Origin of the sequence: Streptomyces sp. NPDC052701, from assembly GCF_040678355.1 — a bacterium.
Classification (GTDB): domain Bacteria; phylum Actinomycetota; class Actinomycetes; order Streptomycetales; family Streptomycetaceae; genus Streptomyces.
Window position 1 is genome coordinate 1 of sequence record NZ_JBFATO010000004.1, and the last position, 14,271, is coordinate 14,271.

The 14,271-nt window shown below is 75.4% G+C and carries 15 protein-coding genes and 3 tRNA genes; 12 read left to right on the forward strand and 6 right to left on the reverse strand.

The features are described 5' to 3' along the window. The first annotated feature begins 307 nt into the window (after positions 1–307). On the forward strand, positions 308–916 hold the full coding sequence (locus tag AB0L29_RS06740; protein ID WP_365824089.1) for a hypothetical protein: 609 nt from the start codon (positions 308–310) through the stop codon (positions 914–916). Here the strand turns inward: AB0L29_RS06740 and AB0L29_RS06745 are convergent. Continuing rightward, the gene (locus AB0L29_RS06745) at positions 867–1,769 is read right to left on the reverse strand and encodes a hypothetical protein (protein WP_365824091.1); all 903 of its coding nucleotides are present in this window, start codon (positions 1,767–1,769) and stop codon (positions 867–869) included. The genes AB0L29_RS06740 and AB0L29_RS06745 overlap by 50 nt on opposite strands. A 146-nt stretch (positions 1,770–1,915) precedes the next feature. On the opposite strand from AB0L29_RS06745, the gene AB0L29_RS06750 reads away from it, so the two are divergent. From AB0L29_RS06750 to AB0L29_RS06765, 4 genes are all read left to right on the forward strand, one after another. Continuing rightward, positions 1,916–2,983 carry a MerR family transcriptional regulator gene (locus tag AB0L29_RS06750; protein WP_365824660.1) on the forward strand — a complete coding sequence of 356 codons (1,068 nt, stop codon included), beginning with the start codon at positions 1,916–1,918 and terminating at the stop codon, positions 2,981–2,983. A 380-nt stretch (positions 2,984–3,363) separates the two neighbouring features. Further along, positions 3,364–4,848 carry an acyl-CoA synthetase gene (locus tag AB0L29_RS06755; RefSeq protein ID WP_365824093.1) on the forward strand — a complete coding sequence of 495 codons (1,485 nt, stop codon included), beginning with the start codon at positions 3,364–3,366 and terminating at the stop codon, positions 4,846–4,848. Next, positions 4,841–6,226: a carboxyl transferase domain-containing protein gene (locus AB0L29_RS06760; protein ID WP_365824095.1), complete on the forward strand. Its 1,386-nt coding sequence runs from the start codon at positions 4,841–4,843 to the stop codon at positions 6,224–6,226. Before AB0L29_RS06755 ends, AB0L29_RS06760 begins: the two co-directional genes overlap by 8 nt. Before the next feature lie 202 nt (positions 6,227–6,428). Then, the gene (locus tag AB0L29_RS06765; protein ID WP_365824096.1) at positions 6,429–7,466 is read left to right on the forward strand and encodes a rod shape-determining protein; all 1,038 of its coding nucleotides are present in this window, start codon (positions 6,429–6,431) and stop codon (positions 7,464–7,466) included. Positions 7,467–7,488: 22 nt separating this feature from the next. Here AB0L29_RS06765 and AB0L29_RS06770 read toward each other — a convergent pair whose 3' ends face one another. Next, positions 7,489–8,439 (reverse strand): sensor histidine kinase, encoded by a 951-nt coding sequence (locus AB0L29_RS06770; protein ID WP_365824098.1) that lies wholly within the window; start codon positions 8,437–8,439, stop codon positions 7,489–7,491. Further along, positions 8,436–8,786: an STAS domain-containing protein gene (locus AB0L29_RS06775; protein WP_365824100.1), complete on the reverse strand. Its 351-nt coding sequence runs from the start codon at positions 8,784–8,786 to the stop codon at positions 8,436–8,438. The genes AB0L29_RS06770 and AB0L29_RS06775 overlap by 4 nt, the downstream gene beginning before the upstream one ends. A gap of 177 nt (positions 8,787–8,963) precedes the next feature. On the opposite strand from AB0L29_RS06775, the gene AB0L29_RS06780 reads away from it, so the two are divergent. The 6 genes from AB0L29_RS06780 (at position 8,964) to AB0L29_RS06805 (ending at position 13,120) form a co-directional block, all read left to right on the forward strand. Then, positions 8,964–9,644 (forward strand): ANTAR domain-containing protein, encoded by a 681-nt coding sequence (locus tag AB0L29_RS06780; protein ID WP_365824102.1) that lies wholly within the window; start codon positions 8,964–8,966, stop codon positions 9,642–9,644. Between the two features lie 152 nt (positions 9,645–9,796). Beyond that, the gene (locus AB0L29_RS06785; protein ID WP_365824104.1) at positions 9,797–10,996 is read left to right on the forward strand and encodes a hypothetical protein; all 1,200 of its coding nucleotides are present in this window, start codon (positions 9,797–9,799) and stop codon (positions 10,994–10,996) included. Between the two features lies 1 nt (position 10,997). After that, positions 10,998–11,567: a hemerythrin domain-containing protein gene (locus AB0L29_RS06790; RefSeq protein WP_365824106.1), complete on the forward strand. Its 570-nt coding sequence runs from the start codon at positions 10,998–11,000 to the stop codon at positions 11,565–11,567. After that, entirely contained in the window at positions 11,564–12,031 is a 468-nt protein-coding gene (locus AB0L29_RS06795) for a DUF2243 domain-containing protein (RefSeq protein ID WP_365824108.1), read from the forward strand. Before AB0L29_RS06790 ends, AB0L29_RS06795 begins: the two co-directional genes overlap by 4 nt. A gap of 64 nt (positions 12,032–12,095) precedes the next feature. Beyond that, positions 12,096–12,977 (forward strand): cytochrome c oxidase assembly protein, encoded by an 882-nt coding sequence (locus AB0L29_RS06800; protein ID WP_365824110.1) that lies wholly within the window; start codon positions 12,096–12,098, stop codon positions 12,975–12,977. Next, positions 12,974–13,120: a hypothetical protein gene (locus tag AB0L29_RS06805; protein WP_365824112.1), complete on the forward strand. Its 147-nt coding sequence runs from the start codon at positions 12,974–12,976 to the stop codon at positions 13,118–13,120. The genes AB0L29_RS06800 and AB0L29_RS06805 overlap by 4 nt, the downstream gene beginning before the upstream one ends. 135 nt (positions 13,121–13,255) lie before the next feature. On the opposite strand, the gene AB0L29_RS06810 is transcribed toward AB0L29_RS06805, so the two are convergent. The 3 genes from AB0L29_RS06810 to AB0L29_RS06820 all read right to left on the reverse strand — a co-directional run bounded on the left by AB0L29_RS06810 (position 13,256) and on the right by AB0L29_RS06820 (position 13,671). Next, a tRNA-Ile gene (locus AB0L29_RS06810) sits at positions 13,256–13,332 on the reverse strand. 188 nt (positions 13,333–13,520) lie between these two features. After that, positions 13,521–13,593: transfer RNA gene (locus AB0L29_RS06815), tRNA-Asn, on the reverse strand. A 5-nt stretch (positions 13,594–13,598) separates the two neighbouring features. Continuing rightward, positions 13,599–13,671 (reverse strand) — tRNA-Asn (locus tag AB0L29_RS06820). Positions 13,672–13,829: 158 nt separating this feature from the next. Here AB0L29_RS06820 and AB0L29_RS06825 point away from each other — a divergent pair. Further along, the gene (locus AB0L29_RS06825; protein ID WP_365824662.1) at positions 13,830–14,135 is read left to right on the forward strand and encodes a YtxH domain-containing protein; all 306 of its coding nucleotides are present in this window, start codon (positions 13,830–13,832) and stop codon (positions 14,133–14,135) included. The last annotated feature ends 136 nt before the right edge of the window (positions 14,136–14,271 follow it).

Consider the following 14,271-nt stretch of genomic DNA (forward strand, 5'->3'; position numbering starts at 1 on the left):
GCACCAGCGTCCTCTTCGCCATGCTCCGCGACGGAACCTTCTACGAACCGAGGAGCCCTCGCGTCGCTTGACGAAAGACATAGAGGCACCCCCCCCCGCGACCGCTGCGCCCGCAGCGCCGGTCCCGGTTCGAAGCGCCGGCCGGGGCCGTCGTGCCGTCGCCGGGCGGCTTCCGTGCCCGGCGCACGGCCCGCTCCGCCGGGTCCTGCCGTTCCGGGGCCCCGGTACGGCGACTCGGTGCTGTTCCCGCCGGACGACCGCCGGGTGGGCGACGGACCGCCGCCGGGTGACCGCCGGGTGGGCGACGATGGGTCGTATGCCTCCCGGAAAGCCCCCCGCCGGCCCCTTCACCCCCCTCGACTTCCAGCTGGTGCTGCTGCGCCGCATGGCCGACCACAACCCGGGCCCGGTGGAGGACGCCCGCCGGGCGCTGGGCGCCTCGGCCGCGGACCTGCGGGAGGCGAACAAGCGCTGGCAGGCGATGCTCCGCTCACCCCGCTCCCGCCCGGCCGCCACCCGCTACCGCTCGGTCCTGGGCACCCCGGAGTCGGTCGTCCCGCGCCGCGTCGGCGACCTGGACTGCGAGGCCTGGCAGTGGCCGCTCCCCCTCTGGCCGGACCTGCGCTTCGAGGTCCTGGTCGCCCCGGACCGCGCCGTCTGGAACGAGTGGCTGGTCCGCGCCCCGGGCGCGCCGGTCCCCGTCCTGCGCACCCTGGAGGACCTCACCCCCTGGTCCTGCACGGTCGACGAGGCGGCCCGCGCCTTCGGCCCGGCCCGCCCCCTGCAGGGCTCGGCCCCCACCCGCTGGGGGCTGGCGTTCACCGCCCCGGACCGGCGGGGCGTCCGGCACGAGGTGGTGGCGGAGTTCACCTGGGGCCTGTTGCAGCGGACGGCGGCCGGCGGCCGGCGGCCCTGAGGACCGCCTCGACGACCCGCGGCACCGAGTCCGGGTGCAGGAACAGGAACAGGTTGGGCTCCACGAGCTCCAGCTCCATCACCCACGGCTCCCCGTCCTGACCGGTCACCAGGTCGACACGGGCGTACAGCAGCTCGGGCGTGCCCGGCACGGCGGCCAGCGCCCGCTCGGCGACGGCGAGTTCGGCCGGGTCCGGAATCCAGGGCTCCAGGTTCGGGTGCGCCACCTTGTCCGCGTCGTACGCCGTGCCCGGCGCCAGCACCGCGCCCTTGCGGCTGGCGTGCAGGAACCGGCCGCCGAAGAACTGCAGCGCCCGTTCACCGGAGGTGTCGATGCCGCGCACGTACGGCTGGACCATCGCCGTGAGGCCCTCGGCGTGCATCCGCTCCAGCTGCCGCAGGGCCGTGTCGTGTTCGCCGGGCGTGTAGCGGGCGGCGTAGCGGGCGCCCGCGCCGGTGGTGGGCTTGACGACGTACTCGTGGCCGTCGGGCAGGGCGGCGGGCTCGCCCGGGGCGATGTAGCGGGTGGGGACGGTGGGCACCCCGGCCGCCGCGAGGTCGCCGATGTACCGCTTGTCCATGTTCCACCGCACGACCTCCGGCGGATTGGCCAGCCGCGTCCGCCGGCCGCACCGCTCCACCCAGGCGGCGAACTCCTCCGCGCGCCAGGTGTAGTCCCAGGTCGAGCGGATGACGGCCAGGTCGAAGGCGCCCCAGTCGGCGGCGGCGTCGTCCCAGGGCACGGCGACGGCCTGCGCACCGGCCTCCCGCAGCGCCCGCACCAGCACCGGAAGGTCGCGGTCCAGGCCGGGCTCGTCCCCGGGGTCGTAGGTGGCGAGTGCGATACGGGGCACGGCGGGCTCCCTCTGCGGGCGGACGGGTGATCGCCCGGCAGGCTAACCGCCCGCACCGCAACCGGGGCAACCGAATTGACCTTCCCCTTCGGTGAAGCCCCAGCATCGGGGCCGGGAACCGGAAAGGAGCGCCCGTGCGCGAACCGATGCTGACGATCGGCGCCTTCGCCGAGGCGTCCCGCCTCTCGCCGAAGGCGCTGCGCCTGTACGACGAGCTGGACCTGCTGCGGCCCGCCCGGGTCGACCCGGACACGGGCTACCGGTACTACGCGGTGGAGCAGGTGGAGCGGGCGCGGCTGGTGGCGTGGCTGCGGCGGCTGGGGATGCCGCTGGCCCGCATCCGCACGGTCTGCGCGCTCGAACCGGCCGCCGCCGCCCGCGAGATCCGCGCCCACTGGGCGGAGGTCGAGGCGGAGACGGCGGTACGGCGCGACCTCGCCGCGTTCCTCGTGCACCACCTGTCGGCCGAACCGAGGAAGGACCCCGCCATGCTGGAACTGCGCTACTTCGCCCACTCGGACCCGGGGCACGTCCGCCCCGCCAACCAGGACACCGCGTACGCGGGCCCCCGGCTGCTCGCCGTCGCCGACGGCTTCGGCCCGGCGGGCGCGCCCGCGAGCGGCGCCGCGGTCGAAGCGCTGCGCTTCCTGGACACCCAGGAGGTGCCGCAGGAGGTGCCGGCGGGCACCGTCCTCAACCTCCTGGACGACGCGGTGCGGGGCGCGACCGAGGCGGTCCGTGACGCCGCCGGCGGCACCGAGGGGGCCGGCACCACCCTCACCGCCCTCCTGTGGACGGGGTCGCGGCTCGCCCTGGTCCACATCGGCGACTCGCGCGCCTACCTGCTGCGCGACGGGAACCTCGCCCTGATCACCCACGACCACACGCTGGTCCGGTCGATGGTCGACGAGGGCCGCCTGAGCCCGCAGGAGGCCGCCTCCCACCCCCAGCGCGCGCTGCTCCTGAAGGCGCTCACCGGCGGCGGGGCGAGCGCGGCCCCGGACCTGCGCCTGCACGACGCCCGCCCCGGCGACCGCTACCTGCTGTGCTCCGACGGCCTGTCGGCGGTCGTCCCCGAGGACCTCATCCACGGGGTGCTCGCCTCCCGGCGGTCCCCCGACGAGGCGGTCCACGCCCTGGTCGCCGCGGCGAACGGGGCCGGCGGCCCGGACAACGTCAGCTGCGTGGTGGCGGACGTGGTCGAGGCGCCCTGACGGACGGGCGTCCGGGTACGGCAGGATCGGCGCCATGCCGCCCTCCGGAACGGACGCCCGCGACCGCACCGCCCCCGGTCACCGCCCGCGCCCCCTGCCGCCCCCCGCCGAACGGACCCCGGCCACCGCCCGCGTCCCCTCCTGCCGCCCGGACGGCAGGAGGGGACGCGGGCGGGCCGCGTGCGGCGCACGCCGTACGGCCCGCCGGCCGCGGCCCTGACGTGACGGCCGCGGCCCTGACGTGAGCGGCGCCCAGGGTCGTACCCGGCTCCGGAGGGGCCCCGCGGACAGCGGACGGTCAACCGGCGGCGACAGCCGTCGGAAACAGCGGCAGGCACCGACAGGCACCGACAGACAGCGACAGACAAGGAGCACGACGCGTGTCCTCTTTCTTCCCGGCCCTGACCGACGGCCCGGCCGACCGGCCCGCCCTGCGCTTCGGCGAGCGCGCACTGACCTACGGGGAGCTCGCCGCCGCGGCCGGCGCGACCGCCGGAAGGCTCCGGGACGCGACGGGGGTCCCCCCGGCCGGAGCGGAGCCGGGAGCCCGCGGGAGGGTGGCCGTGTGGGCGACGCCGACCATGGAGACCGCGGTCGCGGTGGTGGCGGCGCTGCTGGCGGGCGTGGCCGCCGTCCCCCTCAACCCCCGGTCGGGCGAGAAGGAGCTCGCGCACATCCTGTCCGACAGCGCGCCGGACGCCGTCCTGGCGGAGCCGGGGGCCGAACTCCCCGCGCCGGTACGCGGCCTGCCGCTCCTGCCGGTCGACGTGCACGGCGCCGGCGCCGTCCCCGAGCGGCACGCGGAGGACGGCGACCCGGCGCTGATCGTCTACACCTCCGGCACGACCGGCCCGCCCAAGGGCGCCGTCCTGCCGCGCCGGGCGATCGCCACGACCCTGGACGCCCTCGCCGACGCCTGGCAGTGGACCGGCGACGACGTGCTGGTGCACGGGCTGCCGCTGTTCCACGTGCACGGCCTGGTGCTGGGCGTCCTGGGGCCGCTGCGCCGCGGCGGCTCGGTCCGGCACCTGGGCCGCTTCAGCACCGAGGGGGTGGCCCGCGAGCTGAACGGCGGCGCGACCATGCTGTTCGGCGTGCCGACGATGTACCACCGGATCGCCGAGGCCCTGCCCGGCGACCCGGAACTGGTCAAGGCGCTGGCCGGGGCGCGGCTGCTGGTCTCGGGCTCGGCCGCGCTGCCGGTGCACGACCACGAGCGGATCGCGGCGGCGACCGGCAGGCGGGTGATCGAGCGGTACGGCATGACGGAGACGCTGATGAACACCAGCGTGCGCGCCGACGGGGAGGCCCGCCCGGGCACGGTCGGCGTCCCCCTGCCCGGCGTCGGGCTGCGGCTCGTGGAGGAGGACGGGTCGCCGGTCACGGCCCTCGACGGGGAGACCGTCGGCGAGATCCAGGTGCGCGGCCCGAACCTGTTCACCGAGTACCTCAACCGGCCCGACGCCACGGCCGCCGCGTTCACCGCCGACGGCTGGTTCCGCACCGGCGACATGGCGGTGCGCGATCCCGACGGCTACGTCCGCATCGTCGGCCGGAAGGCCACCGACCTGATCAAGAGCGGCGGGTACAAGATCGGCGCCGGTGAGATCGAGAACGCGCTGCTCGAACACCCGGGGGTGCGGGAGGCCGCCGTCACCGGGGAACCGGACGCCGACCTGGGCGAGCGGATCGTGGCGTGGATCGTGCCGGCGGACCCCCAGTCCCCGCCGGGGCTGGAGGAGCTGGCCGGCCACGTCGCCCGGCGCCTCGCCCCGCACAAGCGCCCGCGGGTCGTTCACCACCTCGGCGCCCTGCCCCGCAACGACATGGGCAAGGTCGTGAAGCGGGCGCTGCGCCATGGCTGAGCGGCTGTCCGCCCGCCGGGCCCTCGCCCTGGTCACCGACGACTTCACCGAACTCCCCCGCGGTGCGGACCGGCCGGAGCCCGACGGCCCGCTCGCCTGGCCGGGCTACGACGCCGCGCGCGCCCGCGCCGCCGAGCGCACCGGCGAGGAGGAGTCCGTGATCTGCGGCACCGCCCGCGTCGAGGGCACCCGTGCCGTGCTGATCGCGTTCGAGTTCGGCTTCCTCGGCGGCTCGCTCGGGCGGCGCGCCGGCGACCGGCTGGAGGCGGCGTACGCGTACGCCCGCGAGCACCGGCTGCCGGTCGTCCCGCTCGTCGCGACCGGCGGCAGCCGGATGCAGGAGGGCATGGTCGCGCTGACCCAGCTCCAGCGCGTGGCACGCCAGTCGGTGCTCACCCGGGAGGCGGGGCTGCCGCAGATCGCCGTGGTGCGGGATCCGACGACCGGCGGCGGCTGGGCCACCCTCGGCGCCGGCGCCGACGTCACGCTCGCGCTGCCCGGCGCACAGGTCGGCTTCGCCGGCTCCCGGGTGCGGCCGGCCGACGCGGACCCGGCCGCGTACACGGCACAGGCGCAGGTCGCGTCGGGCGCGGCCGACGCGGTCGTGGCGGCGCGGGAGCTGCGGGGGACGCTGGGGCGGTGGCTGCGGCTGCTGACGCGGCCGTCCGGCGAGCCGGCCCCGCCGCCCGAACCGCTCGGCGCGGCCGGCCTGCCCGCCACCGGCTGGGAGGCGGTCCGCCGCGCCCGCTCGCCGCGCCGGCCCCGGGCCGAGCGGTACCTGGCCGCCTACTTCACCGACCGGGTCGCGCTCAGCGGCGACCGGTGCGGGGGCACCGACCCCGAGGGCATGCTGTGCGGCTTCGGCGAGCACGACGGCCGTACGGTCGCGTACGCCGCGCAGACCGGGACCGCGACCCGCCCGGCCGGCTACCGCACCGCCGCCCGGCTGGTCCGGCTCGCGGACCGGCTGGGCATCCCGGTGCTGACCCTGGTGGACACCCCCGGCGCGGCCAACGACGCGCAGGCCGAGCGGCAGGGCGCGGGATCCGCGATCGCGGACCTGTTCGCCGCGGTGGCCGGCGCCCGCACCCCCGTGACCACCCTCGTCATCGGCGAGGGCGGTTCCGGCGGCGCGCTGGCGCTGGCGGCGCCCGGCAACACCTGGGCCGCGCCGGACAGCTACTTCTCGGTCATCGCCCCGGACCTCGCGGCGGCGATCCTCAAGCGCCCGCCGGAGCAGGTGCGGGCCACCGCCGACCAGCTCCGCGTCCGCCCGCAGGACCTGGTGGAACTGGGGGTGATCCGGGGCGTGGCCGGCCCTTCCCGCGTCCGGCCCGCTCCCCCGGCACCACCCGGGCGGCCCGCGGCGCCCCCGTAGCCCGGACGGCCCGCGGCGCCCCCGTAGCCCGGACGGCCCGCGGCGCCCCGCCCCGTCCCGGGCCGCGCGGCGGGACCCCCCGTTCGGCCGCGCCCCGCCCGGCCCCCTCCGGAAGGCGCCCGGCTCCGGTCCCGCGCACCATGCGAGGGAGGCCCGCCACCCGGCGCGGCCTCCACGGTCCGTGCACTCGGGAGGATCCGCCGTGACCGCCAGTCTGGAGCAGTTGCGCCGCTGCCACTTCGCCGTCGACCTGGGGGCGGTCCGCACCCGGGTCTACGTGAAGGGCGCCGGGCTCGTCGTCGACCAGCCGTCCGCCGCTGCCGTGAACACCCGGACGGGCGCGCTGATCGCGGTCGGCGAGGTCGCGGAGAGGATGACGGGCCGGACGCCGGACTACATCCGTGTCGTGCGGCCGGTCTCCGGCGGCACCGTCGTCGACATCGAGATGGCACAGCGGATGCTGCGGCACCTGCTCGGCGACAAGACGCGCCGCGCCCTGCGCCGCAAGCCCTTCCTGCGCGCCGCCGCCTGCACCCCGCACGACGTCGACCCGCTGGCCCGGCGGGCCGTGATCGAGACGCTGGCCGGGTTCGGTGCCCGCCGCGTCGAGCTGGTGGACACCCTCATCGCCGCCGCCGTGGGCTGCGGCCTGCCCGTGGAGCGCCCCGAGGCCACGATGATCATGGTGTGCGGGGCGCACACCACGCAGGTCGCCGTGCTCTCCCTCGGTTCGATCGTGGCCGCCGAGCGGATCCCGGTGGGCGGCGAGGCCGTGGACCACGCGATCGTGCAGCACCTGCGCCACCAGCACGAACTGATGCTGCCGGGCCAGTCCGTACGGCCGCTGCAGCTCGCCCTGTCCGGCAACGGCCTCACCCCGCACGGCCCGGCGTCGACGGAGATCCACGGGCGGGACGTGACCACCGGCCGGGCCCGCTCCGTGCGGGTCGACACGGCCGCCGTCCGCGACGCCATCCAGACGCCGCTGACCTCCGTCCTGGACGGCATCGGCAAGGTGCTCCGCAACTGCCCGCCCGACCTGGTCGCCGACCTGGCGGACCGCGGGATCACGATGGTCGGCGGCAGCGCGCAGCTGCCGGGGCTGGACGACATGCTGCGGCGGGCGACCGGGATGCCGGTGCACATCGCCGAGCGGCCCGACGTGTGCGCCGTGCAGGGCCTGGGCCACATGCTGGAGGGCAGGATCGAGCCGCTCGCGCTGGCGCCGCTGGCGACCTGAGCGCCGCGGGCCGCGCCGGCCCTCAGCGGGCGAACCAGCAGCGCACCGTCGTGCCGTCGGCCCCGGTGTGCAGCCGCACCAGGTCGGCGACGAGGTTGACCAGCAGCAGTCCCCGGCCGCCGCGCTGGTCGCGGGGTACGGGCCGGCGTCCGGCCAGCGGGTCGGCGAGCCGGCCCTTGTCGCGCACCTCGCACACCACGTACCCGTCCTCGGGCCACACGCGGAGCGTGCCCGAGCCTCCCGCGTGCACCACGCTGTTGGTGGTCAGCTCGGCCGTGGCGATGGCCAGGTCCTCCAGCTTGACGCCCGTGAGGCCGAGCCGCGCGCCCTCGCCGGTGGCGACGTGCCGGGCCCTGGTCAGGGTCTCGCTGTCGAAGGGGAAGGTCAGCGCGTCCGGGACGACGGGGAGCGGCCGGTTGTAGCGGGCGACGACGTCGTCGGGTGCGTACGCGGCGCTGTCCCGCTCGTGCCGGGTGCCGGAGGGGATGACGGTGGGGTGGGTGGCGTGGGCGTCGGTGAGGACGTGGCCGGGCAGGCGCCGCACGTCGTAGGGGCACAGGATGGTCACCGTGCGGCCCCGGAAGGCCGCGTTGATCAGCGCCTCGTGCTGGACGCAGGCGGGGTACTCGGTGTCGCTGCGCCCGGCCCAGACGGGTTCGCCGATGATCCGCACCCGCCGGCCGGGGGGCTGGGCGTCGGCGAAGGCGCGCAGCACCCCGGGGATGATCCGGCCGGGATTGCGCCCGGCCTCCCGCATGTCCAGCAGCCGTACCTCCCCGGCCTGCTCGCCGAGCGCGTCGCGGACCAGCCGGAGGTTGTCCCCGGGCACCGCCACCGCCACGGGCTCGCCGGCCGCCAGTCCCTCGCGCACGAAGGGGACGGTGGTGTCGAGGTACTCCTGCTCGTCCCGGTAGAAGAGGGCGGGGTGGATGAACGGCTCCGCGGAGCCGGCGGGTTCGGTCACGGTACTCATGACATCGACACCTCGACAGCCGGAAGGTCGGGCCAGAGCAGCTCCAGCGTCCGTCGCAACGCGGGCGGCGGCCGGTCCAGCACCAGCCGCCGGCCGTCCGGGAGCCGCTCGGCGGCCGTTGCGAGCGCGCCGGCGCCCGCGACGTCGACGAAGGTCACCTCGGACAGCTCCAGGTAGTACACGTCCTCACCTTCGTCCACCGCCTCATCCAGTACGCGTTCCCAGACCACACGTGTCGCCAGGACGATCTCCCCCGCCGCCCGGACGCCTCTGCGCCCGGTCAGCGGCGACACCGTCAGGGCCGGTGCCGGGGCACACCCGGACGGCCCCTGATGACGAGTATCCACGCCGGTCTCCCCACGCTCCCCGGAAGGCTCCCCGGACCACAGCGCACGTACCCGGCCGGGAGCGGGCCAATCACCGGGGCGGTGTGTACTACGCCCCACGGCGGGCAGGCGCACCCCAGTATCGACGGCGGCGGTCACGAAGAGCAACGCCATCACGGAGACCGACAAGGCGGTGACATGACCCCAGCGGCACTCTCACCTCTCACAGGAAGGCTGAACACCCTGGTCATCGACAGCCGCGTGGAGGCGGACCGGGCCCTGCTCGTCCCGCGCGGGGAACTCGTGCACGGCTGTGCGGACACCCTGACCGACGCCCTGTCCGCGCTCCCGGCCGCCGTCGGCCGGATCGAGCTGGACATGGGCGGCGTGTACTTCATGGACTCGGCCGGGCTGCAGTTCCTCGACGTGCTGGGCGACCACGCCCGCCGCCGGCCGGCGGCGGTGACGGCCACGAACTGGAAAGGCCAGCCGCGCCGGATACTGGAGCTCGCCGGCCTGGACACCGCCGATCCCCTGCGCCCCGCCGCCCACCGCACCGCCCCGCGGTCGGGCCCGGCGTCCTCGGCGGTGGCCCTGGAGCGCGCCGAGCGGCTGCACGTCCTGCAGGAGGAGGTCGAGCAGCTGCGCCACGCGCTCGCCTCCCGCCCGGTCATCGACCAGGCGCGCGGCATCCTGATGGCCACCCACGGCTGCACGTCCGAGGAGGCCTGGCACATCCTCCGGGAGACCTCGCAGCTGTCCAACACCAAGCTGCGCACCGTCGCCGCGGCGGTCACCGCCGGCGTCGAGGCCGGCGGCCCGCCCCTGCCGCCCGAGCTCCGCACGGCCCTCCGCCGGGCCCTCGCCCGCCGCCGCTGAACCCGCCGGGCCCGCGCCGCCCGGCGGGCCCGGCGGCACGAACGGCCGGAACAGCGGTCCGTGCCCCGGCCGTTTGTGCCGGCCGTTTGTGCCGGCGGGCGGCGGGTACCCGGCGGCGGCCCAGATTGGCCGCATGCCGAGGAGACCCCCACATGGGCTTCAACCCGCTCGAGCACCAAGGCATCCCGCTGGACCGTCAGCTGCGCAGCTGGCGGGAGCTGGACGTCGAGCCGATCGACCCCGACCACGGCGATCCGTACACCCGTTGCCGCATCATCACGATGAACGGCATCGAGGTCGAGGCGATCCTCTTCAGTCACCAGCTCGCCCGCCGCTGCCCCGACCCGGACGTCAAACGGCAGCTCGCCGAGGTCCGCTACATCGAGCACCAGCAGCAGAAGGCCGTCAACTGGCTGCTGCCCGGCCTCGCCTCCGTCCTGGAGACGACCATCGCCTACGAGCAGGTGGCGGTCGACCTCACGGGCTGGGTGGCCCGCCACGAGCCCGACCCGTACCTGAAGCAGGCCTACGAGTTCGGCGTCCTGGAGGACTTCGACCACCTGTACCGGTACGCCAACCTGTACGAGATGATCGAGCACCGCAAGGCGGAGTCGATCGTCGACGGGCTCACCGAGGTGATGCCGGGCCGGCCCACGAAGTTCCACCACCGCCACCCGGCCGACAACGTGCGCGACCCCTACGACCGCTCGACGGTCAACCCGCTGTCCAAGCTGCACGCGCTGACCATCATGTCGGCGGAGCAGCAGACCATGAACTTCTACATGAACGTCGGCCCGCAGTACATGGAGCCGATCGCCCGCCAGCTCTACCAGGAGATCGGCCTGATCGAGGAGGAGCACGTCACGCACTACGAGTCGCTGGTCGACCCGGGCGAGACGTGGTGGGAGCAGCTCGTCAACCACGAGTACAACGAGTGCTACCTCTACCACTCCTTCATGGAGCAGGAGCCCGACCCGAAGGTGCGGGCGATCTGGGAGCTCCACCTGAACATGGAGCTGGAACACCTGCGGATCGCCTGCGACCTGATGCGCCGTCACGACGGCCGGGAGCCGCAGGAGATCCTCGCGCCGGAGCTGCCGAACGTCCTCACCTTCGAGGAGAACAAGCAGTTCGTCCGCAACCTCCTGGACACGCAGATGGACCTGACCACCCTGGGCGCGGGGTACGTCCGCGACGCGCACGAGCGGTTCGAGCGGATGCAGGAGCAGATCCACGGCGGCGAGGAGCCGCCCAGCGAGCGGGTGATGGCCCAGCACCGGGAGATGTTCGGCCGCGAGTACCGCATGGAGACCGAGGGTCCGCACCCCGACGTGGCGTCCAGGGAGAAGTGACATGGCCGGTACCGCAGCGGGCGACGCCGACGTCGTCGCCCTCCTCATGCGCCAGCACGGCGACATCCGCAACCTCTTCGACGAGGTGGAGCGGACCACCGGGGACGAGCGGCGTGCCGCCTTCCGCCGCCTGGTCCGGCTGCTCGCCGTGCACGAGACGGCCGAGGAGGAGGTGGTCCACCCCTTCACCCGCGGTTCCGTGCCGGACGGCGAGAGGGTGGTGGAGGCCCGCCTCACCGAGGAACGGGAGGCCAAGGAGATCCTGTCCCGCCTGGACGGCATGGACCCCGACGACCCGAAGTTCCTGCCCGAACTGCTGGCGCTGCGCCTGGACGTGATGGCGCACGCCCGCGCCGAGGAACGCTACGAGTTCAACCACATCCGCCGCAACGCGGACGAGGCGCGCCTGGCGGCCATGGCCACGGCGCTGAAGGCCGCCGAGGCCACCGCCCCGACCCATCCGCACCCGGGCACGGAGTCCGCGGCCAGGAACCTGGCCCTGGGCCCGGTCGCGGCGGTCGTCGACCGCACCAGGGACGCCGTCCGCAAGGCCATGGGCAAGGACGGATGAGAGGTCGGTCGCTGGCCGGCGGGGCGCTGTGCGGAGTCGGCATCGCCGCGTTCGTCGACGAGGTCGTCTTCCACCAGCTGCTGCACTGGCACCACTTCTACGACAGGTCCACCCCGGACGTGGGACTGGTCTCCGACGGCCTGTTCCACGCCGGGGGCTGGCTGGCGATGGTGGCGGGCCTGTTCCTCTACGCGGACCTGCGCCGCAGGGGCGGCCCGCTGCGCCCGGCCTGGTGGTCCGGGGTGTGCCTGGGGCTCGGCGGCTTCCAGCTGTACGACGGCACCGTCCAGCACAAGCTGCTGCGCCTGCACCAGATCCGCTACCACGTCGATCCGGCCCCCTACGACTGGACGTGGAACGTGGTCGCCGTCCTGTTCCTGGTGGCGGGCGCACTGCTGTGGCGCCGGGCGCGCCGGGCGGAGGCGGCCCGGCGCCTCGGGCGCTTCACGGGGACGCGGCGGTGACCGCGGGCACGGCGCCGTCGCGGGGGCGGACGGCGCCCGGCGGGGACGAGGGCGGGTGCCGGGGGTGACCGGCCACGGCATCGCCGCCCCCGCCGCGCTGCCCGTCCTCGTCCTGGTGTGCTGTCTGCTCTACACGGCGGCCGCCGCCCGGCTGCGCCGGCGCGGGGACCGGTGGCCGTGGGGGCGGGAGGCGTGGTTCTGGCTGGGCGGCGGCATGCTCGTCGCCGCGTTCGCCGTGCCGTGGGAGGCGTGGCTGGCCCCGTTCACCGCGCACACGGCCGCCCATCTGACGGCCGGCATGGCGGCCCCGGTGCCGGTCGTGCTCGCCCGGCCGGTCACGCTGGCCCTGCGCGCCCTGCCCGTGCCGGGCCGGCGCCTGCTGGTGTCGCTGTCGCGCTCGCGGCCCGTCGCCGTGCTGGTCCTCCCGCCGGTCGCCGCGGTCCTCGACGTCGGCGGCCTGTGGCTGCTGTATCGCGCTCCCCTGCCGCCCGCCGTGCACCACAGCCCCCTGCTGTACGTCCACCTCTTCGCCGCCGGGACACTGTTCACGTTCTCCCTGCTGGCCCTCGACCCGGTGCGCCACCGGCCGGGCCTTGCCGTGCGGGCGGTCACGCTGCTGGCCGCCGCCGCGGCCCACGCCGTCCTCGCCAAGAGCCTGTGGGCGGCGGGCCCGCCCGGCCTGTCGTACGACCCGGCCGACCTGCACCTGGCCTCCCGGGTCATGTACTACGGCGGGGACGCCGTCGAGGTCGCCCTCGCCGTGCTGCTGGCCGGCCAGTGGTACCGGGCCGAGGGGCGGGCCCTGGCCCGCGGGGCGAGGACCGGGCGGGGGCGCGATGGTCCCGGGCCCGCCGGGGTACCCGGTGCCACACCGGTGGGGCGGCGCGCACGGCCGCCCGCCCGGCAGACCGCCGGCCGGTCCCGTCAGCAGGAGGTACCACGATGAGCGACCACACCCCCTCGCAGGCCGAGGGCGAGCGCGAGGAAGACCCGCAGAACCCCGCCGACCGCCCGTCCCCGCCGCACCCGACCCCCTCCCAGGCCGAGGGCGACCGCGACGACCAGGGCTCCGGCGACGAATCGTCCTGACGGGGTCTCGGCTCGCTGTGCGGGGCGGTCCCGCGGGACACCGGGACCGGGCGGACGGACGAGGGCCGCCACGCCGGGCGTGGCGGCCCTCGTCCCCGTGCCCGGGACGGAAACGGTTCTGCCCGGCAGAACCAGTGGTGGGGCGGGTGGGACTCGAACCCACGGCCGACGGATTATGAGTCCGCTGCTCTAACCGGCTGAGCTACCGCCCCATAGCGGTGTGTCGCGTACATGTGTGCGCGCCGTCTGCCGCAGCATAGCCGCTCATACGATCTCCTGCCTCGGGTGGTCGGCTTCGCACGGCGTTCGTGACCATGAGGACTTCGCCGCGCCGCGCGCGGTTCCCGGGACACGCGGACGGACATGAAAAAGGACCCCTGAGGGGTCCTCGTTCAGCATGCTCCCCCGACTGGACTCGAACCAGTAACCTGCCGGTTAACAGCCGGCTGCTCTGCCAATTGAGCTACGGAGGACCGAGCTCCCCCGACTGGACTCGAACCAGTAACCTGCCGGTTAACAGCCGGCTGCTCTGCCAATTGAGCTACGGAGGAATGCCTCGTTGCATCGAACGCGCCTGCCTGGGTATTCGCCAGAGGGCGCGCGCTCGCTGCGACACATACATTAGCGCAAGCAGGGGGGTGCTCCGCCAATCGGTACTCCCCGGCGCCGACGCCGCACCGGAGACCTACGCAAGGAAAGGGTGGCCGCCATGCGTTACCGGCTCACGTTCGCCGCCGGACTGGCCCTGGGTTACGTGCTGGGCACACGCGCCGGGCGCGAGCGCTACGAGCAGCTGAAGAAGACAGCCCGGCAGTTCTCGCAGAACCCCGCCGTCCGCAACACCGCGGAGAGCGCGGCCCAGCAGGGCCGCGAGTTCGCGGGCAAGGCGTACCACGTGGTCAGCGACAAGGTCGGGGACCGGGTGCCCGACTCGGTGGCCCAGCGGGTGCGCTCCCTGCGGGAGCGTGCCGCGCACGGCACCGGCGGGGACGACTGGGGCACCAGCAACACCTAGGGTCTTCCGTTCGGATCAGGCCGGACCCCGCGAGCCCGGCATGATCCGAACGGCAGGCCCTGGCCCCCGCGACACGCGCCGTCGAGGGGCCCCGGCCCCCGCCCCGGGGCCGCGCCGGCGGCCCGGGTCGGGCGCG